Source organism: Paenibacillus sp. A14 (assembly GCF_036864815.1).
In the GTDB taxonomy this organism is placed as follows: domain Bacteria; phylum Bacillota; class Bacilli; order Paenibacillales; family Paenibacillaceae; genus Fontibacillus; species Fontibacillus sanfengchensis.
In genome coordinates, this window is the sequence record NZ_JBAGJD010000006.1 from 220,504 (window position 1) to 246,946 (window position 26,443).

The following is a 26,443-nucleotide window of genomic DNA, read 5'->3' on the forward strand; positions in this document are numbered from 1 at the left end:
TGTTTTTTCGTGACGGTATGTGAGAATCATTGTATAGAAACATTCGACAAAAGTCGACATATTTTTTACCACTCTGACCTGGTTTCTCCAACAGCGATTTTCCGATGTAGAAAATAAAAAAAAGCGCCAATGGCGCTATGAAAGTTTCATTTTCAGGCAGAACCTAACCCAACTTATGTTGGAGTATAAACGCCAGTTCTTCTACGCTCTCCCAAACAATGGGACGAATCTCTTCAATTCCGGGAAGTTGTACATGGGCCCCACTGCTGTGGTGCACAGTCCAAATGATCGGGATATTCAAACCGAACGCATAACCGGCCGCAAAATAAACTTCGGGAGAATACCCCGTTAAATCAACGATAAGCCGTTTACTCTCCGACATCCTTTCCAAAGAGAATTCCTCTTCACGGTTTTTCGCACCCGAAAGCGTAACAACGCGAGGCAGATAGCCGTACTGCTCGAATTTGGCAGCAATCCGTCGAGCCATTCCGACCGCAGCTCTTCCTGAACAGGAAGGAGAACGGAGCACGGGGTCCGTTTTTTTCCTCCGGCGATAGCGGCCGCTTCGCTCCATCCCTTTTCGGTAAGCTGAAAACTGATCCCCTCTCGGATGAGCAGATGCTCGTTCCTCAACTTATCGATAATGTACACCAGTTCTTGCAGATTGGGAGAATACGTCAGGTTATAGTTGCTGGAGAGCGGATGAATGACGACCGATTCCCCCGGATTGCTGGCATGTCTGTATAAGTACTGAAGTAGCCGACGTCCTTTGTCCTCAAGAGTCAGGGGAATCTCGGGCGAGTTTGCGATGGTTTCCAAATCGCTGACGGTTAGCGTGACCTTATCATCGGAGTCCGTCCGCTCCCGAATATAAGCGGATATCAAATGAAACATCTCTCTCTTCTTTTGGTGCGTGAACGACTGGATAGCTTCGTAGCTGTCTGACCGCAGGCTGTAGTATCCGCCGGGAGAACAGGAGCAGCCTATATATCTGTCATAATTGCTTTCCGATTTAGTAGGGACAATCTCATCGCAAAATAGACATTGTTTTTTCATCATGTTAGCTTATCACCTCTTCACGGTTTGCTCCGCCCCCTACCTTACCAAGATTTTTTCAAAAAATAGACAAGAAAAATTTCCCTGAACCCAGTCAATAGGGAACTTAGAACCCCTTTTCCGCGACTATTCTAATCCGGCACTCCCCTGATGCTGCAGATATACGATCAACTCGCTGCGGCTGCTGAGCTCCAACTTGTCCAAAATATGCGAGACGTAATTCTTCACGGTACCCTCGGTTAAGAACAAGGCTTCGCCGATTGCTTTATTGCTCTTGCCCTGCTGAATCTCTTTGGCTACCTCAAGCTCCCTTGGCGTTAACAAAGCGGAGAGATCTATACGCGGAGGAGGCGTACTTTCTATTGTCACCTTGTGGAGCGCATGGACAATCTTGGAAGAGACTTGAGGATGAAGCAGCAGATTCCCGTCCCGGGCCGCAAGAATAGACTTCATAATTTCCTTTGAACTGGAATCTTTCAAAATGTAGCCGGAAGCCCCGCCTTTCAGACCGTTAACAATATACTCATCTTCATCAAAGGTTGTCAGGATAATGATCTTAATGTCCGGATATCGCTCCTTAACGGCTATTGTCGCCTCGATGCCGTCCATGACCGGCATTCGTATATCCATCAGGATCACATCCGCACTAACCGACTTAAGTAGTTCCAGTAATTCCACCCCGTGTGCGGCCTCGCCTATAATACGGACGTCTTCGTATAAACTCATGATCATTTTCAGACCGTCCCGGACCATTTCCTGATCATCCGCGATAATAATATCTATCATTTCATACCCTCCTCTTTTCCCGAAGCATACGGAAGATCAGCCGCGATGGTAAAGCCAGATCTTGGCCCGGAGCTGAATCGTACCGTTCCTCGAAGCAGCCGGATTCGTTCCTCGATCCCGCGCAGACCGTGTGATTTTACGATACTCGTGCAATTTGCGCCGTTATTCTCCACAAGGACCTTAATCATTGAACCGGTTTTGTCAACTGCGATACTAATCCAGAACCGCTCGGCCTGCCCATGTTTCAGCCCATTTGTCACGGCTTCCTGTACGGTTCTGTATATTACGTCCTTAAGGGCGGGAAGTGCTTCTTCACATGCGGGATCAAAATGCAGATCAAACTTCAGATTACTGACCATTTTCATACTGCGGATCAATTCATTTATGGATTCTTGCAGTTGAACCCCCCGGTTAAGCGCATCCTCTTTCAGTACTGAAACCGCCTTGCGCAGTGAAGAAATAGCAGCCTGCGAAATATCGAGCGCTTTATTTATCGCTTCGGCCGAGCGGTAAGGTCGATTGTCCAGTACTTGCCCAGCGAACTCCAAGTGCATCTTTAGGGCTACAAGGGAATGACCAAGATTGTCATGAAGTTCCTGGGCAATGTCTGTCCGTTCCTTGACAATCGTGATTTCTCTTAGTTGTCTGGCATTCTCCAGCAGCTTGATATTGGCGGTAAGCAGTTCTTCATTTAGCGACTTGACTTTGTTCTTCTCCAATTGGTTCTGCCGGAAAAGGAAGACGACAAGCAAAGTGGCGAGATAGGAAAGTAAGGTATCCTGAAGGCTGCTATTAAGTGAATATACAAGTCCGAGATAAACGGCGGCATGAAGGGCGAGGAGCCATAGCCTAACCATAGCGGCGCCCATAAACATTTCAAAGATGGGAAATATGTAATAAATATTCGTGGCAAAACTATCTAACAAGTACACATACAAAGCGATAGATAAAATGCTGAATGCCAAAGACAGCTGATAGAGTCCATTGTTTCTTCGATTCTTTAGGACGTATACCCGCAGCAAATCGTTCAACTGAATCAGCATGAGGCCGAATAGCAGCCAAATAAATTTTGATAAAGTAAAATGCTTATTGGAAAGCATATCGATGGCAATGGTCAGCACTACTACGATTCGAAGAATCCAGATGGTTAAATTGGTTTTGACCAGGTTCATGATACGTCATCCTTTTTCGGTTTCTTATCTTAGTAGTATACAAGCTTGGGTTCCGGAGGAATAGATTACGAAAGTAATGAGTGTGGAATGACTAAAGTCTATATGCGTGAAGGGACACTGAGGTTAGAATGGGATTCAAGCAAAATAATGAAGACAGGAGTGGAATTTCATTGATCTTTTCAACACAAGCACGAACAAATGCTAAAGTCCCGTTTCTCTATGCCCTTACCGTCCTTGCCATTACCTGGTCGATTGCCTGTATTCTATTTGTCCAACCCGAAAATGGCGTACGCTATTTTGCGGTGATAATGGCAGTACCGGCGATTACCGCCATTTATTTTGACAAAATCAACAACACCCGGACGACCTGCTTTCACAAACGCATGAACATCAAAGCTCTTGCCTTCGGGATTTTATACCCGCTTCTATTTATCATCTTATCGGCCGGAATTGCCGGGATGACCGGCTTGGCTCAATCTAGCACGGCTCAGTGGTTTTCTTGGGACCACGTGATTACGACGCTGGTGACAATCTTTTTCAACCTGTTTACCGTACTCGGCGAAGAATACGGCTGGCGCGGTTATTTGCTGCCTAAGCTCACCACGGTTTACGGCAAGGTTAAGGCTGTCTTGACAATTGGCATCATATGGGCACTTTATCATGCCCCGGTAGTTTATCTTTTAGCCAAAGCGACGGGGATGGAGCATCCTTTACTGGTTACAGTCGTTCAGTTTGGAGTCGTCTTTTTGCTTAACATGCCTTTCTGTTATTGTTACTACCTGTCCGAAAATTTGATTCCCGTCTTATTCATCCATTCCGTATGGAATGTTGTAAATACTACAGTTCTTGGAGACATCTATAAAAACACGCAAGGAATCATGCAGGGCAATCTTCTGCTTATTAACGGAGAAGGTCTGATCGGACTTATACTAGGGCTGGTTGTCATGCTGATTTATTGCTTGGTGAGACTAAAAATTAATAATACTCGGTAAGCATTCGAGCATTCGCTCTAGCAAGTCGTTCTGTGCTTGGCGGGAGGAAGGGGCGATTTGTGCCGGTGGATAGCTCGGCGCTCCAGCATACCCTGACGGCTTCACCGTTTCTCTTTGCTGGCAGCTCCCTTCCGGGATATTCGGCTGTCTTTGCTCTTCACTCGAACGCATCGGTTTCCTCTCTCCTTTCGGCTTACGACCTTCCGCTTTCCGGCGTCCCGTACTTACGCACTATGGCCTCTGCTGACTCCTGTGGATTCAGCGCAACCTCTCGGTTGCGGTTACGAAGTGACTTCGCATTTTTCTTTTCCCACAGGCCTCCCCAGATAAGAGCGTCATCTTTCCGCCCGCGACCACGGGAGTCTACAAGATTAGCCCTTGGCGGCTTTGGATTTTGTTGTGTCTAGGCAACTCATCCGACTAATCCTGCCTCAAATCCAATTCGTGTACCTTGGCCCGTGCTTTTGCCTCCGGCTTCCTTCAGATTCCACCTCGCGATGGACACCCTTGCTTTTGGCTAACGGTAGGCGCTCGCCAGCCCCCGTTCGGGACTCTCACCCTAGAGATGACGCCCATGCTGGGCGTACTAGCAAAAGAACCAGAATCCCCGATGGATTCTGGTTCTTGGTTTTTAAGACAGTGATTATCAAAGCAAACTGCGCTGCAGCGTCTATCGCTATCGCTTAGAACTTTTCAGGAAACTGTTTGACAATGCCTTCTGTCAGGATGTCCGCAAAATGAATCATATGGATCTCGTTTTTGTCGGTTGCTGCAATATCCGCTTTCCAATCTCCTTTGATACAGTTCAGGACTATTTCCGTAATCAACTGAAGGTGCGTATATAGCATATCTTGCATGGTTTTAAACGGCCAGTTTGGATTCGCTGCGCTTAAAAATTCGGCGATATCGTCAGCGTTTCTATGCCAATCCGTCTCTAATTTTGCTACATCCGCCTGATTGCCCGCTTTGGCCGCCTCGACAATTTTCCCTGCGATCAGAATATGTTCCCTCAGAAGATCAGCCAACTTGTTGCCGGCGGCTTCCCCGTAATAAGGTTTGATCACATTGCCTATATCCTGCTGGTTCCGCAAAAGCCGGTTCAATACGTCCTTCTGGTCCGGACGATTAGATATGGCGCTGACGATATAGCTTCTCGTCCATATTGTATGGTCGATCCAAGCCTTCTGCATTTCGCCTTTCAACTGCACCATTTTGGGACTTAAACAAGTCGAATCCTTCTTTTCGCCAGCCTTCGCTTGCACGGATACTACTGCCGACGTCTGGCCAATAACAAGCGCCAACGTTAACAGCGACGCCAGCAACCATTTATTTTTCACTTCATCTGCTCCCCTCTGCGTTTGGATAAAGCATTCTCTTTTATTATGGTTGCGTTATCAGGTTAAATACAGAGGGTTAGTCAGCGTACGAAGCGAGGGTGTATCCTATTCCGTTGCTTTTGCTTTTACCAAGGGACATCCCCGATATTATGCATAATCTTGTCGATCTCCTGAAGATCGGCTGTTGATAGCGGATCCGCATGTACCGCCTGGACGTTTTCTTCGATTTGGCTCACACGGCTTGCACCGATCAGCACTGAATCGACGCCGCCTTCGCGCAGTGCCCATGTCAGCGCCATTTGCGGCAGCGTTTGGCCGCGGCGCTTCGCGATCGCCTCCAGTGCGCGAAATTTGTTGATCCGCTCCTGAGAAACGGCCTCCGGTTTCAGCGTGCGTAGGCCCGTTTTAAACTCCAGTTCCAGCTTATCGATATATTTTCCCGTCAACTGTCCGCGACCCAGCGGGCAGAAAGCCACTGTGCCGGCTCCCGCATCAGCCAGTACGTCCTGCAGTCCGTTCTCGATCCACCGGTTCAGCATGGAATACATAGGCTGGTGAACGAGCAGCGGTGTACCAAGATCCTTAAGGATCGCAGCTGCTTGTTTCGTCTCCTCCGGTCCGTAATTGGACAAGCCGACATAAAGCGCTTTTCCTGACTTTACGGCGTGGGCAAGCGCTCCTATCGACTCCTCTAACGGGGTATCACCATCGGGACGGTGATGGTAAAAGACATCTACATAGTCGAGTCCCATTCGCTGAAGGCTGCGGTCCAGGCTTGCAAGCAGGTTTTTTCTCGATCCCCACTCACCGTACGGACCAGGCCACATGTAAAAGCCGGCTTTGGTTGAGATAAACAGTTCATCCCGATAAGGTGCAAGGTCCTTTTTTAAAACGCTTCCAAAGTTCTCCTCGGCCGATCCGGGAGGCGGACCGTAATTGTTCGCTAAATCAAAGTGCGTGATACCAAGATCGAACGCCCGTAATATCATTGCCCGACTATCCTCAAACGGTTTGTCCCCGCCGAAGTTTTGCCACAAGCCGAGCGAAATGGCCGGCAGCCTGACGCCGCTTCGTCCGATCCGCCGGTACTCCATTTTCTCGTATCGATTCTCTTGCGCGTTATAAGTCACCTGGTTTCATCCTTTCTTATATTTTTGCCGAAATGTCCACCTCGAACGCCAACATTCGACGTGCCCGGAGGAATGATGTATATGTCACAAGGTTTAGGATCTAACATCAGGCAACTCAAGTATATCTTATAATTCATGCGGATTGGAATGTCACTGTGATAAAAGTACATGTCATAATGTTATTACACTCTTTCAAATTCGGTCCAGTATAAATCCATTGTTATGAAAACAATTTGTTTGATGCTAAAATAATCAATAACAACTAGTCTCGGAGGAAACAGGTACGACATGTTCAAAATGAAGCTCTTCATCACACTCGTTATACTTATATTATGTACTCTAGGGTTTGGACTGACAGCCTCGTTTGTTCAAGACAACACATTACGCAATTTTGATACAGTTATCATTTCATGGATTCGCCAATGGGAGTCACCAGCTTTGACGATTCTTATGAAGTTTTTTACAACTATCGGAGGGGGACTTCCGGTTCTTCTCCTGATAATCACGGTAATGTTCGTTTTATATACAGTCCTGGGGCACCGGAAGGAACTGATTTTTCTGGCCGGTGTGATGTTTGGCTCAACCCTGATCAATTGGGGACTAAAGCTGCTGTTTCATCGGGCGCGACCCGTCATTCACCGAATTATCGAAGCTGAAGGCTACAGCTTTCCGAGCGGTCATTCCATGGCTGCGTTCAGTTTTTACGGTGCCCTAGCATTCCTGATATGGAGTCATGTGTCTACTTCGTTAGGCCGCTCGGTAGTCATCCTTTTGAGTACTCTGTTTATATTCGCCATCGGAATCAGCCGGATCTATTTAGGAGTTCATTACCCGACTGATGTAATCGGAGGCTATTTCATTAGCGGCTGCTGGTTGACCCTAAGCATCATGTTGTATCCGAAGTTTATGTCACGACATTCCTGAGCAGGGACAGCGGTTCCATCCCGCTCGACTCTATAGACACAACTTATGCTGGAGAATGACCGACAGTTCTTCAACGTTATCCCAAGCTATTGGACGGATCTCATTAACTTTTACATGAAGCGTATCGGCATCCCTGCTGTTCACGGTCCAAATGACCGGAATGTCCAAACCCAGCGCATATCCCCCCGCAAAATACACTTCGGGAGATTGACCCGTTAAATCGGCAATAACGAGTTTACTGTCCGATATCATTTCCATGAAGCGCGCTTCACGGTTCTCCGTTTCCTTATGTGTAAGCAAGCGCGGCAGATAACCGTACTGCTCGATTATAGGGAACAGCCCGGCCAGCCACTCCGTACGCAAATCCCCCTCATCCGGGATAAGAACAGAGCATGGCTTCAAGTTTTTTCCTCCGGCGCTGGCGGCTGCTTCGTTCCATCCTTTTTCAGTAAGCTGAAAGGTGATCCCTTCCCTGATGAGCAAGTGCTCGCTTCTCAGCTTATCAATGATATATACCAACTCTTGCAGATTGGGGGAATACGTCAGGTTATAGTTGCTGGAAAGCGGTTGAATGACAACCGTCTCCCCCGGACCCTTAGAATGTCTGTACAAATACCGGAGTAGACGATTTCCTTTGTCTTCAATGGTCACGGGAATTTCGGGAGATTTCGCAATGGAATCCAAATCGTTGACGGATAGAGTGACCTTTTTATTACCATCCGTTTGCTCCCGGATATAAGCGGATACCAAATGAAACAATTCGCGTTTCTTTTGGTGCGGGAACGATTGTATAGCTTCATAGCTGCCTTTCCGCAGGTTATAGAACCCGCCTGGTGAACAGGAACAGCCCATATACTTATCATAATCGCTTTCCGAAATAGCGGGAACAATCTCATCACAGAACAAACAGCGTTTCTTCATCATAGTAACTCATCACCTTTTTTTGAATGCTATGCTCCTACCTTACCAAGATTTCTTTAAAAAAGTGACAAGAAAATTTTCCCTACATTTCGGTCAAGGGCTTCCTTCCGCACATCGGCATAACCCGGGAACGGATAGGGAATATTTGCCTGGTCAAACAGGTCCTTGCATCAGGTTTTTTCGTTCCTGGACAAAGCCGTGGATGCCGACCGTTTGTTGTCCTCTTTTCTGCCCCCGGTAACGGTATTGCAGGCAAGCGAACTGGAGCGCGTGAAGGATCGTCTTGACCGGATTCGTCTTGTCTCGGACAAGCATCAAGTTTCGGGCTTGCTGAGGGCTGTCCTGGTCGAACTGCTTATGATGTATTTTTGGAGACATCAGCGTACAAGAGAAGACGCCTTTCCGCTTTGGCTGGAAGAGCTGCTGCTGCAAATGCAGCGGAAGGATAACTTTACCGATGGAGTTCAACGGATGTATGAGCTATCCGGGCGCAGTCCCGGACACCTTAACCGGGTATTCAAGCAATTCCTTCAGACTACGCCGGTTAAGTACATCAACCTCCTGAGGTTGGACTATGCCAAATATATGCTGGCAACCACCGATCTCAGCATTACGGACATCGCTCTTTCAGCCGGTTTCAATAATTTAAGCCATTACTACCATTTATTTAAAAAGGAAGTTGGACTTACCCCGCTGGCATACCGCTCTTTACATCGTTAAATCTGTTACTAAAAAAAGCATCCAAATCCGCAGACGGATTGGATGCTTTCCTGTTCTACTCAATAAGGCCAACTCGACAATAGTTCAATTTTTGTCGCCCCCTGCTCTCTTTGTTTCCGTAAAAAAGTACAGCAACGCCAAGACCGGAAAAAGAACGCCAAGACCCATCGCCGCTTTCCAACCGCCCATTGCGTAAGCCCATCCCCCTGCTGCGGAGCCTATGGCTCCACCGGTAAAAAAGATCGCCATATACAAGCCGTTCAGCCGGCTCCGGACCTCGGCGCCCAAAGAGAAGATCGCCCGCTGTCCCAATACTAAATTGGCGGACACGCCCATATCCAGCAAGATGGCGGCCAGCACCAGGATCACCAGGGAGAAAATCGAACCTCCGGCAAACAGAATCGGCAAAAGTCCCGAAAGAATCACCAGCGCGATGGATAATGCGGTTGCCGGACGTATCAGGCCTTTATCCGCAAAGCGGCCGGCTACTGGCGCAGCTGCCGCACCGGATACCCCGGCCAAAGCGAACAACGCAACTCCTGTTGAAGAAAAGTGAAACAGCGGACTCGTTAAAACGAGCGGGACCGTTGTCCAAAACAGACTGAACATCGCGAACAGAAAAGCGTGATACAGCGCCCGGCGCCGCAAAATCGGCGTCGTCTTCAACAACTGCAGCATGGATGAGATGATCGCCGGATAGCTGACGGCGGTTTGCGGCCGTCTTGCCGGAAGCACTTTGGCCAAAACAAGGGCGAGCACCAACAGCACGGCGGAGGAAATAATAAAAATGGCGTGCCAGCCGAAATAATTTTCCACTAAACTCGAAACCGGACGAGCCAGCATAATGCCCAATAACAGACCGCTCATTACATTGCCTACATTGCGTCCCCGCGTCTCTTCAGGGGATAAATGGGCCGCATAGGGAACCAGGATCTGGGCCGCGACGGACCCAACCCCTATCAAGAAGGAGGCGGCAAGAAACAGAGCAGCGCTATGGACTTCAGCGGCGATGATTAAAACGACGGCCGTCAAAATCAGCAGCGTGATCACCAGCTTGCGGTTCTCCAGCAAATCTCCCAAGGGAACGATAAATAACAAGCCGATTCCGTAACCGATTTGGGTCAGCGTGACGATCAAACCGGCAGCTTCCGAAGATAACCCGACAGCCGAACTGATCGATTCCACTAAAGGTTGAGTATAGTACAGATTGGCAACAATTAGACCGCACGCTACAGCAAGTATCAGCGTGATCCATGACGAAACGGAATTCTCCAATTTCTCCTTAGCGATTGCTTTCATCAAAAAACACTCCTCATTATAGAATGTAACTTCACAATATCAGAACGATTGTTCCGAAATAAGAATGGGTTTTCTCCCCCTCTACGCTTTGGAAAGAGGGTTCTTTTTTTGGAACAATCGTTCCGATTTGATTAAAAAAAATTATAGCATCTCGAAGACCGCGTACATCATTGCGCGTACTTTATCGTTACTGCTTTGGATTCTGGCCATCACGTTTATACTGTGGTTCAGATTCAGCAGCAGGTACGAGAACATTTTAATATCTTTCTCGGGGGCTATTTCACCCGTCTCTTGCCCCTTCTTTAACTTCTCATAAAAGAGCCGCTCCAATTCCGTAAAGCTTTGGCGAATCTCTTTCTGCAATGGCTCATCCATGGCATCCAGGCCAATCGATGCGTTCGTAATCAGACATCCGTTTGGAAAAGCTTCGCCGTGCGTAGCAAATGCGTTAGTGATATGTACCTCAAAATACTGCCGGATCCCGTCGATGGCGGAAGGGGCGTTGATCAGCAGGTCGCGTTTTTTTTGCGACATTTTTTTGTAAGCCTGCACCGCCTCGTAATAGAGCGTCTGTTTATCCTGAAACGTTTCGTACAAACTGGATCTACTTAACTCCATGGATTCCAACAAATCCGGAATGCTTGTTGCTTCGTATCCCTTTTCCCAAAATACGATCATCGCTTTGCGAAGCACTTGCTCCCGGTCAAATTCTTTGGTCCGTCCCATCGATATCTCCTCCTTTCCAACACCAGTATAATCCAACTGGAATGAATAGTCCAGTATTTTTTCGGAATTTCTGCCTCAAGCAAAAAATTAGCTTTCTAGCAGTTGTAAAATGGCCTGCAAAATTACCTATTTAAATGAGAGCTTGGCTCATCTTCATTTTGAAAGGAGTACGATGATGAAGAAAATTTTGTATGTACCTTTAGACGATCGGCCCATTAATTTGGATGATGTCATTCGCCAAGGACACTCCGCAGGGCTGGAGCTTATTACGCCTAGCTTGACCGATATTCGAAATCGGCTTGATTCCGTGGCTGACGCTTGCGGCGATCATCTGATCGGCACGTCTTCACCTGCCTTCGGCCATACCGCCAAGATTCGTGAGTTCATTTTTACTAATGCCGCAACGGCTGATGGTTTTATTGTTTCCATCGATATGCTGGTTTATGGCGGGCTGATCGGCAGCAGACGTCTTCGGGCAAACGGAGGAGGAACATATCCCGATTTTGATGCCGCTGCGATTAATTTGCTTGATGTCATTCGCGAGGTTAAACAGCTATATCCATGCAAGCCGGTTTATGTGCTAGATACGATTATGCGGTTGGCTACAAATACGTTTGTCGAAGATCTTGATTTTGACGCCTATACGGAATCCCGCAGTTTTATGGGGCAGCCCCGGCAAACTTTCAGCGAATTTAACGATATTTTACATGGTTATAATCTATCGAGTGACGGAGTTCCTTATGGAGACACCGCCTACTTCGATAAGAATCAGTACTACTTCGCTCGGCAACACAAGTTTAAAACAAACTTATACGTATTGGACCAGCTGGCCAAGCCCGGTTTCATTGATTTCCTGGCTGTTGGCGTAGACGACGCGAAAACCGAGGGCGTACAGATCAATGAAATCCGCTTCGTGGAACGTTATATTAATCATTCATTAGGCGGCTGCGGCGGCCAAAATCCAAATCGGGCGATTATACTGCCGGATGCGGACGGCTTGGGGCACTCCCTCTTGGCGCGCATGGCTAACCAGTTGCGCCGGGGCGGCGCCAAAACCAGGTATAGCATTCAATATTACGGTCCTCACGGCTCCACGATCATAAATCCTTATGAATATATGAATGTACATGATAATATTCTGCGGCATGTGGACATCATCGGCGGCCAACTCGTTTCAAGTTCTCCCGATGTGGAAGTGATTGCCGTCACCGCCGCCGACCAGGCTTCTATTGCCGCTTGCCGGGTGAATAGTAATGGGGCGGATCATAAGGCAACCGTTGTTCTTGATTTTGTGGGAGGAGGCGCTTCCGACCCTACTGTGACGGAGGCGTTACTGGCAAGTCCATTCACCGGGCGGATCTTGGGATACAGCGCTTGGAACACAGCGGGGAATAAAATCGGAATTTCGCTGGGCATGGGACAGGCACGCTATGCTTTCCTGGTTACGGAGACGCGGCCTGCCGCCCTTAGTGCTGCTGTCAATACGCATGGATCACTGCTCTTCAAGCGCTTCCTGAAAGACTACTACTATAAAGCGGCAGCTATAGCCGAAGTCCGGAAATATTCAAGAGATCACATGAAGTATGCTAACCTGCCACAAAGTGTAGCCGATCAAAATATGCTTCTTTTCAATTCGCGATCGGATTATCAATATTTAACCGCTTTGCTTCGGGATCAAATGCAAACCCATACGGCTATGCTTCGTGCCAAGCCGGCATTTATGATTGGTGATACGGATGCTTCCTATAACGTGCGGCAAATCCGCGGTTCTGCCTGGTCGTTGGCGGAATACAGCAGCGCTACCCTGGAATGCAATAATCCGAAGTATATCTGGGGGCGTGCGTTCGAAATTACGCTTAATCCCACTGTTGTGCTCAAGTGAGCTCTTTCTCCAATTCATCGAGAATTACAAAAAGCTCTTTGTATTGTGACAAGATTTCTTCGTCCTCCACTTTAATGCCCGATTTAAAAAATTGGATGTCACCCGTGCCATCGTGAATCTGATTTTTAGCTTCAAGGATGCGTTTTAGGTTTTTGGCGGTCCCCACACTTCCGGATATAAAATCAACATCTCCAGGAAATAGAGTTCGAAGGGATCTTTTGAAATAGGGAAAGTGCGTACATCCCAATACAACCGTTCCGTACTGTTCTATATCGAACGCGGACAATTCATTTTTCAAATAGGTGATAACTTTGTCCTCGTTGAATTCAAAATGCTCTGCAAATTGTACAAGTTCCGGCAAAGGCAAGCTGTCAACGATGTCTCCGTGATCAACTTTACTAACCAGGTCATGGTACTTCTTCTCTCTCAGGGTTAGTTTGGTGGCTAACACTAAAACCTTCTTGTGTCTCCCCTCCCATTTTTCAACGGCCGGCTTTACAGCCGGCTCAATACCTAAAATAGGAAAGCTATACCGCTGGCGCAGTTCTTCAATCACAATACTTGTGGCGGTATTGCAGGCAATTACCAAAGCTTTTACCTTTTGATTAGCGATAAATTCAACAGCTTGAAGTATATACTCCCGCACTTCTTCCTTCGATTTTTCGCCATAGGGAACGTGTAAAGTGTCCGCATAAAAGATGTAATCCTCTTGGGGTAAGAGCCGCATTGCTTGATGGAGTACCGTTAATCCGCCTATACCGGAATCAAAAAATCCTATCCTCATGATTTTCACTCTTCTCATTTTTATTCTGCTGGAATCCATTAATGTGCTTGAGCATTTGGATAAAATCACGCAGCTCGTCATCTTCCCAGTCCGAGATTCGTTTATAAAAAACGTCCTCTTTCTCCTTAAGCGCTTCAACCACTTTCTGTTGTCCAAGTTCGGTAAGAGATAATACAACTCCCCGTCCATCGCTTGGGGACGCCTCTTTGTTCACATACCCCAAAGATTGGAGCTGTTTGACAAGGCGACTTACCGAGCTTCGATCCATCGCAGTCGACTCCGCTAAACTGGCGGCGTTAGTCGGGCCAAACGAGTAAAGCCAACGAACAATGTGGAAGGCTGCGGGCTGTAATGAGGAATCAAATCTCGCTGCAGCTCTGACATTCAGGGCATGCGAGGCACTGATGAGCGCGTTAATCTGCTCGCCTAGCTCAAGTTCCAATTTCCCCCTCGGCTTTTTATCCAATTCATTCTTTTCCATCGCCGGTCACCTTTCTGCACACAATAAACAGCCCGAATTTAATTGACATATATCAACAAAATAAATATAGTAGACATATATCAATTATATCTCGTCTGTTGTTTTGAATGACTACTTTAAAAATTGTATCACATGAAGGGGAAATGACGATGCCTAAAAAAACGGTTGTTATAACGGGTGCCACCAGCGGTCTTGGACAGCTTGTCGCCATCGAATTGGGGAGACGCGGTTATAACCTTGTGTTGACTGCCAGGAGTAAAGAACGGGCCGGAGTTACGGAAAAGCGGATTGCGGCGAATGCGCCACAAGCGAAAGTTGATTTTTTTCATGGGGATTTATCACTATTGAATGATGTTAGACGGGTTGGGGGTGAAATTGCCGCCGCTTACCCTAAAATTGATGTGCTGTTGAACAATGCGGGAATCCATGCTTTTGAGCCCCGCATTACGTCAGAGGGGTTTCACGAAATGATGGCGGTCAACTATTTTGCCCCATGGCTGCTGACACATCTGCTAAAATCCAGCCTTCTGAATGCAGGTGAAGCCAGAGTTGTCAATGTTGCCTCCGAAGCTTCACGCCGTCACGGCACTTTAAAGCTGCCCGAGGATTTAACCGATACAAGCTCCTTTACCGCTCGCGGCTCCTCCCTCTTCTATGGAAAGACGAAATTGTTAAATATTATGTTTACCGCCGAACTGGCGAGACGGTGGGCGAATACGGGAATCAGCGTAAATGCGTTAAATCCGGGATTTAATGTGACCGGACTCGGACGAGAATTATGGTTCGCCCCCATATTAGAGCGATTGTTGAAGGTTCTTCGTCTCGGAGATCCGCGAAGAGGAGCAGAGATTATTACCCGATTGATTGTAGAGCCGGAATATCAAAAAATAACCGGCGGATATTTTAATGACGGAACCGGCAAATCCATTGAACCCGTGCCGCCCGGAGGAGATCCCAAAATGCAGCGTCGGCTGTGGAAGGCCACTGAGGATTTGCTGATAGTTTAAAGGAAGATCTGTTCAGGTAATCCGAAGGATGAGATACTCTACATTTGTTTTTACTCCCTCGTGCTTACCGGAAATGCTCCACTCTTTGATACGTTTATCATTTCAGCGGGGTAAAATTTTCTGAAGTACTTTTCCACGTTGACATGGATATCCTGTTGGTACCACTTCGATAGATCATGCGCTTCAAATAATCCGGGCATTCCCAGCCGTTCGGAGCGCTTTCCTTTCATTCCGTCGCCGATATTCAGGGTGTCGATCCAGATGCGGTCCACCAGACCATCCAGACATTTCGGAAAATCAGGAGTAAAGGGCAGTACCGGAGAAACGGAAGCTTGGGTAGACACGCCCGCGTCATGGACTGTTTTCAAGGCGTTTAGCCGTAGTTGAATACCGGGGGCATTTGGAGCAAAGATTCGTTTCATATCCTCACGGTCTGTTTCGATCGTCATGGATACGAGGATTTCGCATTGATCCTTCAGGGCGACCAATAAATCAAGGTCCCTGGTAATGAGCGGGCTTCTTGTCTGGATTTGCAGGAAATCGGGCGGATGCTCGATCATTTCCTGAAGGACCTGCCTTGTGATCTCCGCTGTTCGTTCAATCGGTTGGTAAGGGTCCGTTGCGGATGACATGAAAAGATGGATCGGCTTATTTTTTCGTCGAAGTCCGCTGACTTCGCGCCGGTAATTTTCAGCCGCGTTCGTCTTGATTTCCACCCATGCCCCCCAAGGAATTTCCTTAAACTGTTGAATCGGCATTTCTCGAACGTAACAGTATTTACAGGAGAAGGCGCATCCGCTATACGGATTCAAGGAATGAGTGAATCCAATATTCAAGTACCCTTTCGCCTCGTTCAGTATTTTCTTCGATAACATTTCTTTAATTTCAATAGGCATTTGGTGGCCCCCCATCCCGCCTAGATTTCAGGCTGTGCAGTAATCTATACTATAATTTATAATTATACAAAACATATGTTCTGTTTCCAATCAAAATAAAAGAGCGGCCGCAAACGCAACAGCTCCCTCTCGTTCATTCAAACAGGCCAAACTCTTCATATACTTTCCGCGAAACAACCCCATTTGGAGCAAGGCGATGGTCCCGCTGATATTTCTTAAGCGCCTCGGTAGTACTGGCTCTGAACTTCCCGTCACAATTTCCGTGGTAATACCCCGCACTTTTTAAACGTGATTGTATTAGCTGCACATCTCCGCCAACGTCCCCTTCAGCCAAATCCCTCGGATTGCGGTGCAAGTCGCCCAGCACATGTCCGTAAATTCTTACTTTGGTTCCAACCGGAATCAATTCGAATAATTCAATTACATCCTTATTGTGCATCCGGATACAACCATGGCTCAGGTGTTGTCCGATGGAATACGGCTTATTCGTACCGTGAATTCCAAAATGACCCCATGGCACATTTAGACCTATCCAGCGTGGGCCGAAGGAGGGGCCCCAATCCGTACCTTTATACACTACTTTAAAATCTCCAACAGGAGTCGGGGTGGTTGGATTCCCTACCGCTATTGAATAGCTCTTTATGACCCGACCATGATCTCGAACAAGCAGCTCATGACGCATGGGGTATATTTCAATTTCAAGCGTGCTCTTGTCATTTTTAATTGGTGGTTCAGAAGTTGTTAAATCAAACACGCCTAAAAAGACCCATACCATTAAAATTAATTTCTGATTAAGTAAGAGCATCCTGTTCACCCTGTTAAAATTCTTTTTTTCAAACAATTATATATTTTTATAAATGTTCTTTTTTTATTCCGCTCAATTGTGAAGTCGGTAGCTGGTTCAGTCGTGTCGTACTCATTAGCCAAATCACCCATAACGAATATAACACGGATAAATTTCCTTACTTTGGCAAACAATAAGTCATCAAGAGGAGGCTGATGCTTCATGTGTCAACGTTTTTCCATGGCGGCCGAGCTGCCGGAGGTTCAAGAGCATTTTCAGATCGAACGTGTGATGTATTACTATAGAAATCGCTATAACATTAGGCCAACACAGCCGATGCCGGTCGTGCTGCAGCAAAACGGAGAGCGGATTTTGGATGAATTTCGCTGGGGATTCATTCCCTACTGGGGAAAAGACGCGATCAACGCGGATCTCAGGAATGTGCACCAGAACCCGACCTACCGTAAAATGGTGGACAAGCAGCGGTGCATCATCCCTTGCAACGGATTTTACTATTGGAAACAGGAAGGCAAGAAGTCCTACCCGGTTCGGGTAGTTATGAAAAACCGCGGGATGTTCGGGGTGGCCGGTCTTTACGAAATTTGGCGGGATACGCGCGGAGAGCCTTTACGTACGTGCACCTTGGTCATGACGGAAGCCAACCCGCTGATTGGGGAATTTGAGAGCCGGATGCCGGCGATTCTGTCGAAGGAGAACATAAGCCGTTGGCTCGACGAGGAGACGAACGATCCGGATGCCTTGGATCCGATTCTGCGCCCTCATTCGGCGGAAGAGATGGTTGCGTATGCGGTGACGCCACTGATTGACATTCACGGACACGACACCGATGAATGCATAAAGGAAATGGATCTCAAACATGCGTGGGTAAAGCGCTGATTCCCCACAGCCGACACCCTTGTCTTTGGCTAACAGCGAATAATAATCTTCAAAGAAGCGCAGCCACCGGGAACTGGCTGCCGCGCTTCTTTTTTTATATATAACGAAGACGCTCCAACTATCAGTTAATAATGATCTTAACTTTGCCGTTCACGAATGCGATGGTATCGAAGTTGGAGTATACCCAGGTTTCTACGGTTTGGCCATTGGCTTCAGTCGTGCTTTTACCCGCAGGTTCTCCCCAGGTGAGCAGCACCTTTTCCCTTGCAATCAATCCTCCCTTGCTTCCAATCAGAGCAAAATATATCAAGCCGAATATTTTATGATGTTGTAAGATAATCGTTGTCAGGAGGTGGTTTCTATATACGAGAAAATTATTCACAGTAGTCTTTCCTATGTTGAGCAGCATTTATATGAGAATCCTAGCCTTGATGACTTGGCAAACGAAACGGGTTTTTCCAAATACCATTTTCACAGGATATTTAAGAAGTATGTAGGTAAGAATATCTCGGAATACATCCGTTATCGAAAGATGGCCCGTGCGGTAGACCTGCTGCTATACACCGACGAAAGAGTTCTCGATATTGCTTTATTAACAGGTTTTGAAAGCCATGAAGCTTTTACCAGAGCATTCAGTAAAATATATGGCTTGACCCCATCAAAATACAGAGAGCAGATGAGGGTATTTGTTAAACAAAAAGGAGATGAGAAATTGAACAAAGTAAAAGGATGGTTATTTACAGGTACCACACCAGAGAAATATGTTTGCGAACTGGACAAGAAAGTTTTTATAAACAGTAACTGCTCCGTTACCATACGCGCAAATGAAGGTGAAACCTTCCATGACAATGATTTCAGTACAATCATGCAGCAATTCCAGGCTTCCGATTATCTTGGGAAAAGAATGCGCTTCTCAGGTTTTGTGAAGTCAGAGAACATCACCGGTTGGAGTGGTCTGTGGATGCGTATCGATGATATATCAGAGAATATTCTGGGCTTTGACAACATGGAGGCCCGATGTATTAAAGGTACAACGGAATGGAATCATTATGCCTGCGTCCTGGATGTCCCACCGGAAGCCAACCGTATTAATATCGGAATTCTTCTATCCGGTTATGGACAGGTCTGGTTAAGTTCTTGTAGCTTTGAAGAGGTGGGGAAAGATATACCGGTAACCGAATCACTGGGTACTGCAGATAAATACCCCCGCCAACCTCAAAATCTGAATTTTTCAGATTATATAGATTGAATTAAAAATTGGCGCTAGGCAAGGATGTGATAGGGTTTCGGATACGCTAACGGGAAAACCTCCCGTTAATGTACCTCTTTTGGCTCATAGATCGGATTTAGCTGGAAAAACTCCATTTATTTCGCGGCCCAATGACCGATATACAGAATTTCAGGCGAATTAGCGGGAGGTTATCCAGCTAAATCACCTCTCCCGCCGCATACGCACTAAATTAACGGGAAGAATTCCCTTTAATTCGAACCAAACAATCAGCTGTAGTTACACCGCTGTCTAATATGCAAATCAATAGTTCAACCTATAAGGTTACGGGGGGATTGGATGTTTTCACTATTTAAAACCTTATTGCAGCAAGGGATTGAACTGCTGTCCGGTTTCTTCTCCGGCAGCTTACCTATTATTTTCTATTACTGGTGTTTGGTACTGTTACTCCTTGTTATCTTTCAGGTGATCAGAGAGAAAAAAGCCGGCATTGAAAAAAGCAGTTACCTTAATCGGGCTATCCTTGAATTTCTGCTCTTTTTTCTACTTTGGACAGTCGGTATTGTACTATCGGAATTTATTACGGATATCATTCCAAACGGTGTACTCTCTCCGCAGAAATATACCTTTACCTATATTGGATTAATACCGATTACATCTCTATATCTATCAGCAATATTAGTACTGTCTTTAAGAAACTTCCGGTTAAAAGAAGACTCCATCCGACTGACCGCTTTTCTTACCGGCTTTATAACTGCTTTCATCCAGTTTAAAGCCATCGACAAGTATATCTTGCATACGGAAAAATTATCTCTTAGTTATCTGATCACACTTTCTATCTTAGCGGGTATAACAGCCCTTCTGCTCAGACTGGCTTATAAAATAAGTTTTGAGGACTGAGAAGTGGCGCAAAATCTCCACTCTTAAACCCTTGACTGGCTGGATTTTTGCCGTTTCATGGCCTTGCCGAAAACGGGGAACAGAAATTAAGAAAAATCTGCCCCGATTTCGTCTGTGCCATTATACGGCAAAACCGATGTCATAAAAGGGAACGCTCGACAAAAAACAGAGTCTCCTTTTGGAAACTCTGCCCCTCTTCTTGCCGATGAAAACTTCGTTTCGTTCTTCTCAACCCAACTTCAACTCGTACGTCAATTCAAGCAAAGGCTTGCCCCAGTCGTTGCTCGGATGCTCCGCCACTTTGACAAACCCCGCCTTCGTATACATGCCGATCGCCTGCTGTTGCAGGCCGTCCCCGCTTGTTTGTTCTATCCATTCATAACCCGAAATAGCCTTGAGCAAGGTATCCTTTGGACATTCGACCGTGATGTCCCAGTCATTCACGGAATCAATCAAGCCGAGGAAATGCATTAATCCGCTGCCGCCCAGGGCGTATTTGATCCGATGCTCCTCTAGTTTCTCTACGATGGGAAAAAGTTCCCGATGGTTCATCCTAACTCCCCTCCTAAAAATCGGTTGACCCCTTGACGCCTTCCCTAAAACTCAAAAAACAAACTGAATCAAAAACATATACACCAGGGTCCCGCTAGCGATCGACAACAGCATATTCCTTCTCCATAAATGCAGGAAAGTTACGATAGCCATCGCCATAAGTTCAGGAACTCCATGGCTGCCTGCCGTAAAATTCACGTCTTTAACACTAAAGATAACCAGCAACCCCAGGGTCGCCGAGGGCAGCACTTTACCAAGGTACTGCACGTAACGGGGAGTGGGACGGCCCGGAGGAAAAACGATAAACGGAATAAAACGGGTCATCATGGTTCCGATTACGATCAAGCCGATTGTGATTACTTGTTCAAAAATACTCATTGTCATGCCGTTTCACCTGTTTTCTTTTCCAGTTGCTTTCTTGTCAAAGTGAGTACGAAGAGAATCAATGCCATGGCGGGAATGATAAAGTTGCCGCTCCCAAAAAGGAATAGACATACGATCGACGCTCCCAAGCCTATGATTGCGCTGTAATGAACCGACTCGTTCTTCCACTGCTCCAAAAAGATGACGATAAAAAGTGCGGTCATTACAAACTCAAGCCCCTCCATATTGATTTGTACGATCGATCCGAACACTCCCCCGATCGTCGCTCCGATCACCCAGTAACTATGATTCAGCAAGGTTACGAAGAACATATACCACCCTTTGTCCACTCCCAGCGGGATATGAGCCGTGTAATTGATAGTGAAGGATTCATCGCACAAGCCGAAGATGAGATATAACTTTTTAAGTCCCGTCCCCTTGTATTTTTCAAGCATGGAGATCCCGTAGAAAAGATGACGCGCGTTGACCATCAAAGTCAGGAATAAAGCGCCAAGCGGATTAAACCCGCCGAGTAAAAGATTGACCGCCACAAATTCCATCGAACCGGCAAAAATAAGCAGGCTCATTAAAATGGCGTATACGGGACCAAAGCCCGAAACGTTCATAAAAATCCCGTAGGCGATCCCGAGAAATAAAAAACCGGCAAGGATCGGAAGGGTAACGGGAAAGGCGGCGCGAAACGCCGTCGCAACATCGTTTCTGTCGTTCATGGTGCTTGCAACTCCTTGGTAGATGACTTATCCAAGTCATTTTAACAGCGAAAATCCATACAATCAATGTTATAATTGTATGGATTACAATTTTAAGAGGTGTCCCTATCCCATGCCCATCAATTCTTTTACCGATTATCCTATGTCTTGGAAACCGGAGCGAACGGCGCTTTCACGCCCACTTTACCTGTCGCTTGCCTCGTTACTGGAACACGATATTACGAACGGCTTGCTGGCCCCCGGCACAAGACTCCCGCCCCAGAGGGAACTGGCAGATTTTTTGGACGTCAACTTTACGACGATTACGCGCGCGTACAAACTATGCGAATTGAAAGGTTTAATTTATGCGGTTACCGGAAGCGGTACGTTTGTCTCTCCCAATGCCGCACGCTGCTCCATCACCATTTCCAAAGAGATGTCCCATGAGTGCATCGAATTGGGTTTTGTCGAATCGTTTGAACGAACCAACAGCTTTGTGGCCGAAGCCGCCAGAAAAGTGATGGAGAAAGGTTATTTGGAGCAGCTTTTTAATTATAATCACCCTACGGGAATGCCCCACCAAAAAGCGGCCGCGCTGAATTGGATGAAGAGCTTCGGCATGGATGCGGACATCGAACAGGTGTGCATTGTATCCGGAGCGCAGAATGCTCTGGCGATCACGTTGTTGGGTCTGTTTGAACCCGGACAAAGAATTGCGGTAGACATGTACACCTATGCGAATTTTATCGAAATTTCGAAATCGCTGCGAGTCAAGCTGGTTCCGATCCCCGGAGATGAGCATGGAATGCTCCCTCACGCCCTGGAGTATCAGTGTCAGCAATCGGATATACACGGCGTGTTTGTCATGCCTTCCTGCAGCAACCCGACAGCCATTGTGATGCCGGAATACCGGAAGAAGGAATTGGCCGCTTTGATTCGGAAACATCGTTTGATCGTTATCGAAGATGATCCCCACGCCTTCTTGTCGGTCCATACCCCTGATCTCTATAGTCCGCCGATCTATCGGCTTGTCCCGGAACAAACGATTTATATTTGCAGCACCTCCAAATCCATTTGTTCGGGGCTGAGGGTGGCTTATCTTGTTTTCGGCGATGTTTTTCAAAAGAGGATACACGAGGCGATTTTTAATATGAATGTCAAAACTTCATCCTTGGATGCCGAGATCGTGACCGAGCTGATTTTATCCGGAAAGGCCAGCGCCATGTCGGAGAAGAAAAAACGGTTGGCGCTATCCGCCAACCGTTTATTCGACGAGCTGTTCCCCCACTCTCCGCGCACGGGCCACCCGCTAAGTTATTATAGATGGCTGCCCATATCCGACCCTGCCACCGGAACTCGCCTGGAGAGTTTCTTTTGAGTAAGGGGATTCGTGTTTATCATTCGGACCGTTTTTGGACCGGAGGCAAAACACAGGGCAATTACTTAAGAATCGCGCTTTCTTCCACAACTTCTCTGGATGAATTACGGAAGGGTTTGGAAATTTTAATGGAACATCTCGAAACCTAACCGAGCGCGGCATTTTTCCTGCCTTACGCATTTAGAAAATGGTCGGGACCATCCCCCCATCCATCCGGATGGGGGATCCTTTAAACGCGGAGGCGTAAGGACTGCATAAAAACGCAGCCAGTCTCCCGATTTCCGTCGGCTTGATAAATCGCTGAAGCTCGGACTGAGGCAGGTTGGCCGCCAAAAAACGTTTTTCTTTTTCGGAAAAAGACAGCTCTTCCTCTGGATACGCCCCCTCGATAATGTGAAGCACTTTCTCGGAGAGGGGGGGTCCCGGCATGATCGTATTGACGGTGACTTCGGTACCTTTTGTCAGTTTCGATAAGCTTTTTGCTAAGGACAGCAGCATCGATTTGGTCACCCCATACTGCGGCATTAGCCCCGAAGGCATTACGGCTTCTTCGCTGGCGATGAAGATAATACGGCCCTCGTTCTTCTTCAACATATTGGGCAGATAAAACCGGGATAATTCGTTAGCAGTTAAAAAATTGGTACGGAAATAATTGTCCCAAACCTCCTCGTCGATATCCCCATACTGCATAATCTCATAAATTCCTATATTGTTAACCAATATATCGACGTGGGGGTATTTTTGAAACAATGCTTCCCTTTGCCCCCTATCCACTAAATCGGCTGCTGCATTTTGCGGCGAGGTAGTCGGGTAAGCTAACTTGATCTCATGGACCGTCCGCTCCACCTCTTCATGATTTCGTCCATTAATCAGTACATGAACCCCTTCTTTGGCAAGTTCAATGGCGATGGCTCTACCAATCCCCTTTGTTGATCCCGTAACCAAAGCTGTTTTCCCGTATAATCCCATGTCCATCTTCAACTTCTCCTTGTCATTTACTTGTCCGGAACGTGATTATCATACCTTGTCGGGATGGGTCGGTAACTAGTCTGTTACGCCAAACTACTTGCATCCTGCGCCAAATGAAAATTCAATACATCCCCAATTGTCGGTTGCGCCAGTTCGAAGGCGTATCCCCTTCCCAAAGGCGGAAGGCCCGATAGAACGAGTTCTGATCTTCATATCCTACCAAAAGAGCCACCTCTTTGATCTCGAGCTCCGGATCCGCCAAATAGTCGCGCGCCTGCTCATGCCTGGCTTGTACGAGCAATTGCTTGAAATTTGTATCCTCTTCCGCTAGCCGACGCTGCAACGTACGTTCGCTCATGTTCAGTTCCTTCGCGATTACACGAATGTCGGGGCGTCCCCCTGTAAGGGAACGTTTCATCATCCGTATGACCGTTTCGGTGAAGGAACGGCTGCGCCGGTGTTCAGCCAGGGAGCGGTCCAAGGCGGGGGTGAGGAGTTCCAGCAGTTCTTCATTGTATGTGACAAAGGGAAGGTCCAGATCTTTGCGCTGCAGCGTCATTCGATTGCCGTCTGCGCCCACCCGGATAGGGCAGCCAAAATAAGCTTCCAAAGCCCGGATATCGCCCATATCGTCCGAAAATTCGACGAGCTTCGCCGTCAAAGGTTGCCCTGTACCCCGGCGTCCAAGCTCGAGAAGAAAGGCCAGCGTAATACCAATCAGGATCTGCGGACCGGATTTCCCGGGCTCTAGCCAGTCCAATTCGATCGTACAGCGCTCGCCCTCCTCGATAATATACAAGCATTCGGGAGGACAAAGCGGCTTGTACCGGGTCATTCGGTTCAGGGCGTCACGATAATCGCGGGCGTGGTATGTCGCCAAAACGCTTGGCGGGTATTTTGCGGCTTCAAAGGCTGTCGCCAACTGGATGATCCCTTCCGCCGGTCCATTCTTAAGCTCGGAATAGGCCTGCCATATCGCGAAATATTGAGCTGTAGTGACGGCGGGCTCGGTAATTACAGTAACCGGCAATCCCGCTGTTCGAGCTACATCTTGGGCGGCAATCCCCAGCCTATGCATTCCGGCCCAAAATCCCGGCGGAAATTTAATGCGGTCTAAGGTCTGTGACTTCATATAACAGTTCTCCTCCAGCAGCTTATGTGTAATTCTCCTGATCATGAGCCACGGTGGACTTGAACCAAGAGGTGGGAATCACCTGAAATCATGCGCAACGGGACCGTATATGATTTGGGCAGATAAATCACCGCTCTCCCAACCAACCGGCCATCCTCAATAATAGAATACCGAACCGTTGACGACAAGGACCCCTGAGCTGCGGATTGGACCGGTAAACATCAAGCCCGGAGGCGGACTGGATAGCCACGTCTATCTGCGCTTTTTGAAGCTCCCCCAGCAATTGGTCACAAGAAAAGCGATTAAAGGAAAAACCATCCTTCAATCGCTTTAGGCACCATAGGTGCTCAGCTCTTTTAATACTTCTCATTATAGTGGCCAGTTTGCTCAATGTAATCTCATTTTTTTCCGTTAAAAGGAAACCGGCAAAGATTTTAAACTCTGCGAGGATAAAGTCGCTTCCCAGCTAATGTCTTCTACAGGAAGGCTTCACGTCCTCCCCACTGAATAATTGGAATCCTATTTTTTCCGGCATGTCGTGATTTGCGGTAATCATGAAAACCTTCCATTTACAGGTTAAACCTCGGTTAGAAACCGGCCGTCCATCCGCCATCAGCGGCGATTACAGCGCCATTCACAAAGCTCGATTCGTCCGAAGCCAGGAAAAGAGCCACTTTGGCGATTTCTTCCGCTTGTCCAATTCGTGGTATGAGGCCTTGTGTCACTTGGGTTCGCGAAGCTCCAAACTCATTCACATTCTTCATGGTGGAACTTATGTTGGTCATCGTTGCTCCGGGTGCAATGGCATTGCAGCGAATGCCTTTTTGCGCGTACATGAACCCCGTGTTTTTCGTAAGGCCGATCACGGCGTGCTTGGAAGCGGTATAAGCAGCGCCTGCATGCGCACCGCTAAACCCTCCCGTCGATGCGGTGTTGATAATCACTCCGTTACCTTTTTCCAAGAAAATCGGGATGGCTTTGCGTGTCGCACGCATAACGGCTTTTGTATTGATATCGAAGATCCGATCCCATTTCTCGTCATCCACATCACCTACAGGGGCCATGTTATCCATAATTCCCGCATTATTGACCAGGATATCCAACGTACCGAATTGGTTGACTGCCGTATCGATCATCGTGTTGATCTCGTTAAGATCGGACACGTCGGTTCTTAGAGCCAAGGCGGTTCCACCGCTTGTATTTATGGCCTCGGCCACCGCCTGTGCGCCTTCCAAGTTCACGTCGGATACAACAACACGTGCCCCTTCCTTAGCAAATAATTCGGCGATAGCTTTTCCCATACCGGAGGCAGATCCGGTAACGACCGCCACTTTACCTTCCAAACGCATGTTATTCCCTCCAAAAATATTAGTCTGTTGAAACTCGGAATGCGCCCTTTACCCTTTTTTGTACAATC

Annotated in this window: 29 protein-coding genes; 9 read left to right on the top strand and 20 right to left on the bottom strand. The window is 47.3% G+C overall.

Translation table 11 applies throughout. The annotated features are described in order from the left end of the window. Positions 1–163 precede the first annotated feature (163 nt). From V4U88_RS17615 to V4U88_RS17630, 4 genes are all read right to left on the bottom strand, one after another. Positions 164–382, bottom strand: coding sequence for a hypothetical protein (locus V4U88_RS17615; protein ID WP_334074553.1), 219 nt, complete (start codon positions 380–382; stop codon positions 164–166). Further along, positions 349–1,059: a hypothetical protein gene (locus V4U88_RS17620; RefSeq protein WP_334074554.1), complete on the bottom strand. Its 711-nt coding sequence runs from the start codon at positions 1,057–1,059 to the stop codon at positions 349–351. Before V4U88_RS17620 ends, V4U88_RS17615 begins: the two co-directional genes overlap by 34 nt. 123 nt (positions 1,060–1,182) lie before the next feature. Continuing rightward, positions 1,183–1,839, bottom strand: coding sequence for a response regulator transcription factor (locus V4U88_RS17625; RefSeq protein WP_334074669.1), 657 nt, complete (start codon positions 1,837–1,839; stop codon positions 1,183–1,185). After that, positions 1,839–3,014 (bottom strand): sensor histidine kinase, encoded by a 1,176-nt coding sequence (locus tag V4U88_RS17630; RefSeq protein WP_334074555.1) that lies wholly within the window; start codon positions 3,012–3,014, stop codon positions 1,839–1,841. Before V4U88_RS17630 ends, V4U88_RS17625 begins: the two co-directional genes overlap by 1 nt. Positions 3,015–3,142: 128 nt before the next feature. On the opposite strand from V4U88_RS17630, the gene V4U88_RS17635 reads away from it, so the two are divergent. Continuing rightward, on the top strand, positions 3,143–4,006 hold the full coding sequence (locus tag V4U88_RS17635) for a CPBP family intramembrane glutamic endopeptidase (protein WP_334074556.1): 864 nt from the start codon (positions 3,143–3,145) through the stop codon (positions 4,004–4,006). A 683-nt stretch (positions 4,007–4,689) separates the two neighbouring features. Here V4U88_RS17635 and V4U88_RS17640 read toward each other — a convergent pair. Together V4U88_RS17640 and V4U88_RS17645 are read right to left on the bottom strand one after the other, a co-directional pair. Further along, a complete protein-coding gene (locus V4U88_RS17640) occupies positions 4,690–5,343 on the bottom strand; it encodes a glycosyltransferase (protein ID WP_334074557.1) in 654 nt (217 codons plus the stop codon). Between the two features lie 125 nt (positions 5,344–5,468). Then, on the bottom strand, positions 5,469–6,473 hold the full coding sequence (locus tag V4U88_RS17645; RefSeq protein ID WP_334074558.1) for an aldo/keto reductase: 1,005 nt from the start codon (positions 6,471–6,473) through the stop codon (positions 5,469–5,471). A 288-nt stretch (positions 6,474–6,761) separates the two neighbouring features. Here V4U88_RS17645 and V4U88_RS17650 point away from each other — a divergent pair, with 288 nt between their 5' ends. Beyond that, complete coding sequence (locus tag V4U88_RS17650; RefSeq protein ID WP_334074559.1) at positions 6,762–7,397, top strand: phosphatase PAP2 family protein; 636 nt, start codon at positions 6,762–6,764, stop codon at positions 7,395–7,397. Between the two features lie 30 nt (positions 7,398–7,427). On the opposite strand, the gene V4U88_RS17655 is transcribed toward V4U88_RS17650, so the two are convergent. Further along, entirely contained in the window at positions 7,428–8,321 is an 894-nt protein-coding gene (locus V4U88_RS17655) for a hypothetical protein (protein ID WP_334074560.1), read from the bottom strand. A 162-nt stretch (positions 8,322–8,483) separates the two neighbouring features. Here V4U88_RS17655 and V4U88_RS17660 point away from each other — a divergent pair, with 162 nt between their 5' ends. Beyond that, on the top strand, positions 8,484–9,038 hold the full coding sequence (locus tag V4U88_RS17660) for a helix-turn-helix transcriptional regulator (RefSeq protein WP_334074561.1): 555 nt from the start codon (positions 8,484–8,486) through the stop codon (positions 9,036–9,038). A gap of 84 nt (positions 9,039–9,122) precedes the next feature. Here the strand turns inward: V4U88_RS17660 and V4U88_RS17665 are convergent, their stop codons facing one another. Further along, the gene (locus V4U88_RS17665) at positions 9,123–10,337 is read right to left on the bottom strand and encodes an MFS transporter (RefSeq protein WP_334074562.1); all 1,215 of its coding nucleotides are present in this window, start codon (positions 10,335–10,337) and stop codon (positions 9,123–9,125) included. 141 nt (positions 10,338–10,478) lie between these two features. Further along, entirely contained in the window at positions 10,479–11,063 is a 585-nt protein-coding gene (locus tag V4U88_RS17670; protein ID WP_334074563.1) for a TetR/AcrR family transcriptional regulator, read from the bottom strand. A 172-nt stretch (positions 11,064–11,235) separates the two neighbouring features. Between V4U88_RS17670 and V4U88_RS17675 the strand changes: the two genes are divergently transcribed. After that, positions 11,236–12,945: a DUF4127 family protein gene (locus tag V4U88_RS17675; protein ID WP_334074564.1), complete on the top strand. Its 1,710-nt coding sequence runs from the start codon at positions 11,236–11,238 to the stop codon at positions 12,943–12,945. On the opposite strand, the gene murI is transcribed toward V4U88_RS17675, so the two are convergent. Next, positions 12,938–13,729 (bottom strand): glutamate racemase, encoded by a 792-nt coding sequence (murI, locus tag V4U88_RS17680; protein WP_334074670.1) that lies wholly within the window; start codon positions 13,727–13,729, stop codon positions 12,938–12,940. The two genes, V4U88_RS17675 and murI, sit on opposite strands and share 8 nt — an antisense overlap. Beyond that, positions 13,710–14,210 (bottom strand): MarR family winged helix-turn-helix transcriptional regulator, encoded by a 501-nt coding sequence (locus tag V4U88_RS17685; RefSeq protein WP_334074565.1) that lies wholly within the window; start codon positions 14,208–14,210, stop codon positions 13,710–13,712. Before V4U88_RS17685 ends, murI begins: the two co-directional genes overlap by 20 nt. Before the next feature lie 149 nt (positions 14,211–14,359). On the opposite strand from V4U88_RS17685, the gene V4U88_RS17690 reads away from it, so the two are divergent. Further along, positions 14,360–15,217, top strand: coding sequence for an SDR family NAD(P)-dependent oxidoreductase (locus V4U88_RS17690; protein WP_334074671.1), 858 nt, complete (start codon positions 14,360–14,362; stop codon positions 15,215–15,217). A 50-nt stretch (positions 15,218–15,267) separates the two neighbouring features. Here the strand turns inward: V4U88_RS17690 and V4U88_RS17695 are convergent, their stop codons facing one another. Next, positions 15,268–16,113 (bottom strand): SPL family radical SAM protein, encoded by an 846-nt coding sequence (locus V4U88_RS17695; protein WP_334074566.1) that lies wholly within the window; start codon positions 16,111–16,113, stop codon positions 15,268–15,270. A 133-nt stretch (positions 16,114–16,246) separates the two neighbouring features. Continuing rightward, positions 16,247–16,888 (bottom strand): L,D-transpeptidase family protein, encoded by a 642-nt coding sequence (locus V4U88_RS17700; RefSeq protein WP_442951894.1) that lies wholly within the window; start codon positions 16,886–16,888, stop codon positions 16,247–16,249. Between the two features lie 231 nt (positions 16,889–17,119). On the opposite strand from V4U88_RS17700, the gene V4U88_RS17705 reads away from it, so the two are divergent. Next, positions 17,120–17,794 (top strand): SOS response-associated peptidase, encoded by a 675-nt coding sequence (locus V4U88_RS17705; protein WP_334074567.1) that lies wholly within the window; start codon positions 17,120–17,122, stop codon positions 17,792–17,794. A gap of 121 nt (positions 17,795–17,915) precedes the next feature. On the opposite strand, the gene V4U88_RS17710 is transcribed toward V4U88_RS17705, so the two are convergent. After that, on the bottom strand, positions 17,916–18,068 hold the full coding sequence (locus tag V4U88_RS17710; protein ID WP_334074568.1) for a hypothetical protein: 153 nt from the start codon (positions 18,066–18,068) through the stop codon (positions 17,916–17,918). Between the two features lie 78 nt (positions 18,069–18,146). Here V4U88_RS17710 and V4U88_RS17715 point away from each other — a divergent pair, with 78 nt between their 5' ends. Together V4U88_RS17715 and V4U88_RS17720 are read left to right on the top strand one after the other, a co-directional pair. Beyond that, complete coding sequence (locus tag V4U88_RS17715) at positions 18,147–19,043, top strand: helix-turn-helix domain-containing protein (RefSeq protein WP_334074569.1); 897 nt, start codon at positions 18,147–18,149, stop codon at positions 19,041–19,043. 318 nt (positions 19,044–19,361) lie between these two features. Next, positions 19,362–19,922: a DUF5823 family protein gene (locus V4U88_RS17720; RefSeq protein ID WP_334074570.1), complete on the top strand. Its 561-nt coding sequence runs from the start codon at positions 19,362–19,364 to the stop codon at positions 19,920–19,922. A gap of 228 nt (positions 19,923–20,150) precedes the next feature. On the opposite strand, the gene V4U88_RS17725 is transcribed toward V4U88_RS17720, so the two are convergent. Genes V4U88_RS17725 through V4U88_RS17735 form a run of 3 tightly spaced genes read right to left on the bottom strand, consistent with a single transcriptional unit; the run spans position 20,151 to position 21,568 of the window. Then, positions 20,151–20,474, bottom strand: coding sequence for a hypothetical protein (locus tag V4U88_RS17725; protein ID WP_334074571.1), 324 nt, complete (start codon positions 20,472–20,474; stop codon positions 20,151–20,153). 51 nt (positions 20,475–20,525) lie between these two features. Then, a complete protein-coding gene (locus V4U88_RS17730) occupies positions 20,526–20,858 on the bottom strand; it encodes a branched-chain amino acid transporter permease (protein WP_334074572.1) in 333 nt (110 codons plus the stop codon). Further along, positions 20,855–21,568 (bottom strand): AzlC family ABC transporter permease, encoded by a 714-nt coding sequence (locus V4U88_RS17735; RefSeq protein ID WP_334074573.1) that lies wholly within the window; start codon positions 21,566–21,568, stop codon positions 20,855–20,857. The genes V4U88_RS17730 and V4U88_RS17735 overlap by 4 nt, the downstream gene beginning before the upstream one ends. 112 nt (positions 21,569–21,680) lie before the next feature. Between V4U88_RS17735 and V4U88_RS17740 the strand changes: the two genes are divergently transcribed. Continuing rightward, a complete protein-coding gene (locus V4U88_RS17740) occupies positions 21,681–22,925 on the top strand; it encodes an aminotransferase-like domain-containing protein (protein WP_334074574.1) in 1,245 nt (414 codons plus the stop codon). A 180-nt stretch (positions 22,926–23,105) separates the two neighbouring features. Here the strand turns inward: V4U88_RS17740 and V4U88_RS17745 are convergent, their stop codons facing one another. From V4U88_RS17745 to V4U88_RS17755, 3 genes are all read right to left on the bottom strand, one after another. After that, complete coding sequence (locus tag V4U88_RS17745; protein WP_334074575.1) at positions 23,106–23,900, bottom strand: SDR family NAD(P)-dependent oxidoreductase; 795 nt, start codon at positions 23,898–23,900, stop codon at positions 23,106–23,108. Positions 23,901–24,015: 115 nt separating this feature from the next. Then, on the bottom strand, positions 24,016–25,026 hold the full coding sequence (locus V4U88_RS17750) for a helix-turn-helix domain-containing protein (protein ID WP_334074576.1): 1,011 nt from the start codon (positions 25,024–25,026) through the stop codon (positions 24,016–24,018). 587 nt (positions 25,027–25,613) lie between these two features. Continuing rightward, positions 25,614–26,375 carry an SDR family oxidoreductase gene (locus V4U88_RS17755; RefSeq protein ID WP_334074577.1) on the bottom strand — a complete coding sequence of 254 codons (762 nt, stop codon included), beginning with the start codon at positions 26,373–26,375 and terminating at the stop codon, positions 25,614–25,616. Positions 26,376–26,443: the final 68 nt, after the last annotated feature.

What these genes read in the sequence shown, in the direction of transcription:
- V4U88_RS17615 (WP_334074553.1), bottom strand. Translation starts at nt 382, where the DNA reads ATGTCGGAGAGTAAACGGCTTATCGTTGATTTAACGGGGTATTCTCCC.
- V4U88_RS17620 (WP_334074554.1), bottom strand. Translation starts at nt 1,059, where the DNA reads ATGATGAAAAAACAATGTCTATTTTGCGATGAGATTGTCCCTACTAAA.
- V4U88_RS17630 (WP_334074555.1), bottom strand. Translation starts at nt 3,014, where the DNA reads ATGAACCTGGTCAAAACCAATTTAACCATCTGGATTCTTCGAATCGTA.
- V4U88_RS17635 (WP_334074556.1), top strand. Translation starts at nt 3,143, where the DNA reads ATGGGATTCAAGCAAAATAATGAAGACAGGAGTGGAATTTCATTGATC.
- V4U88_RS17650 (WP_334074559.1), top strand. Translation starts at nt 6,762, where the DNA reads ATGTTCAAAATGAAGCTCTTCATCACACTCGTTATACTTATATTATGT.
- V4U88_RS17655 (WP_334074560.1), bottom strand. Translation starts at nt 8,321, where the DNA reads ATGATGAAGAAACGCTGTTTGTTCTGTGATGAGATTGTTCCCGCTATT.
- V4U88_RS17665 (WP_334074562.1), bottom strand. Translation starts at nt 10,337, where the DNA reads ATGAAAGCAATCGCTAAGGAGAAATTGGAGAATTCCGTTTCGTCATGG.
- V4U88_RS17670 (WP_334074563.1), bottom strand. Translation starts at nt 11,063, where the DNA reads ATGGGACGGACCAAAGAATTTGACCGGGAGCAAGTGCTTCGCAAAGCG.
- V4U88_RS17675 (WP_334074564.1), top strand. Translation starts at nt 11,236, where the DNA reads ATGATGAAGAAAATTTTGTATGTACCTTTAGACGATCGGCCCATTAAT.
- murI (WP_334074670.1), bottom strand. Translation starts at nt 13,729, where the DNA reads ATGAGGATAGGATTTTTTGATTCCGGTATAGGCGGATTAACGGTACTC.
- V4U88_RS17685 (WP_334074565.1), bottom strand. Translation starts at nt 14,210, where the DNA reads ATGGAAAAGAATGAATTGGATAAAAAGCCGAGGGGGAAATTGGAACTT.
- V4U88_RS17690 (WP_334074671.1), top strand. Translation starts at nt 14,360, where the DNA reads ATGCCTAAAAAAACGGTTGTTATAACGGGTGCCACCAGCGGTCTTGGA.
- V4U88_RS17695 (WP_334074566.1), bottom strand. Translation starts at nt 16,113, where the DNA reads ATGCCTATTGAAATTAAAGAAATGTTATCGAAGAAAATACTGAACGAG.
- V4U88_RS17700 (WP_442951894.1), bottom strand. Translation starts at nt 16,888, where the DNA reads ATGGTATGGGTCTTTTTAGGCGTGTTTGATTTAACAACTTCTGAACCA.
- V4U88_RS17705 (WP_334074567.1), top strand. Translation starts at nt 17,120, where the DNA reads ATGTGTCAACGTTTTTCCATGGCGGCCGAGCTGCCGGAGGTTCAAGAG.
- V4U88_RS17720 (WP_334074570.1), top strand. Translation starts at nt 19,362, where the DNA reads ATGTTTTCACTATTTAAAACCTTATTGCAGCAAGGGATTGAACTGCTG.
- V4U88_RS17725 (WP_334074571.1), bottom strand. Translation starts at nt 20,474, where the DNA reads ATGAACCATCGGGAACTTTTTCCCATCGTAGAGAAACTAGAGGAGCAT.
- V4U88_RS17730 (WP_334074572.1), bottom strand. Translation starts at nt 20,858, where the DNA reads ATGACAATGAGTATTTTTGAACAAGTAATCACAATCGGCTTGATCGTA.
- V4U88_RS17735 (WP_334074573.1), bottom strand. Translation starts at nt 21,568, where the DNA reads ATGAACGACAGAAACGATGTTGCGACGGCGTTTCGCGCCGCCTTTCCC.
- V4U88_RS17740 (WP_334074574.1), top strand. Translation starts at nt 21,681, where the DNA reads ATGCCCATCAATTCTTTTACCGATTATCCTATGTCTTGGAAACCGGAG.
- V4U88_RS17745 (WP_334074575.1), bottom strand. Translation starts at nt 23,900, where the DNA reads ATGGACATGGGATTATACGGGAAAACAGCTTTGGTTACGGGATCAACA.
- V4U88_RS17750 (WP_334074576.1), bottom strand. Translation starts at nt 25,026, where the DNA reads ATGAAGTCACAGACCTTAGACCGCATTAAATTTCCGCCGGGATTTTGG.
- V4U88_RS17755 (WP_334074577.1), bottom strand. Translation starts at nt 26,375, where the DNA reads ATGCGTTTGGAAGGTAAAGTGGCGGTCGTTACCGGATCTGCCTCCGGT.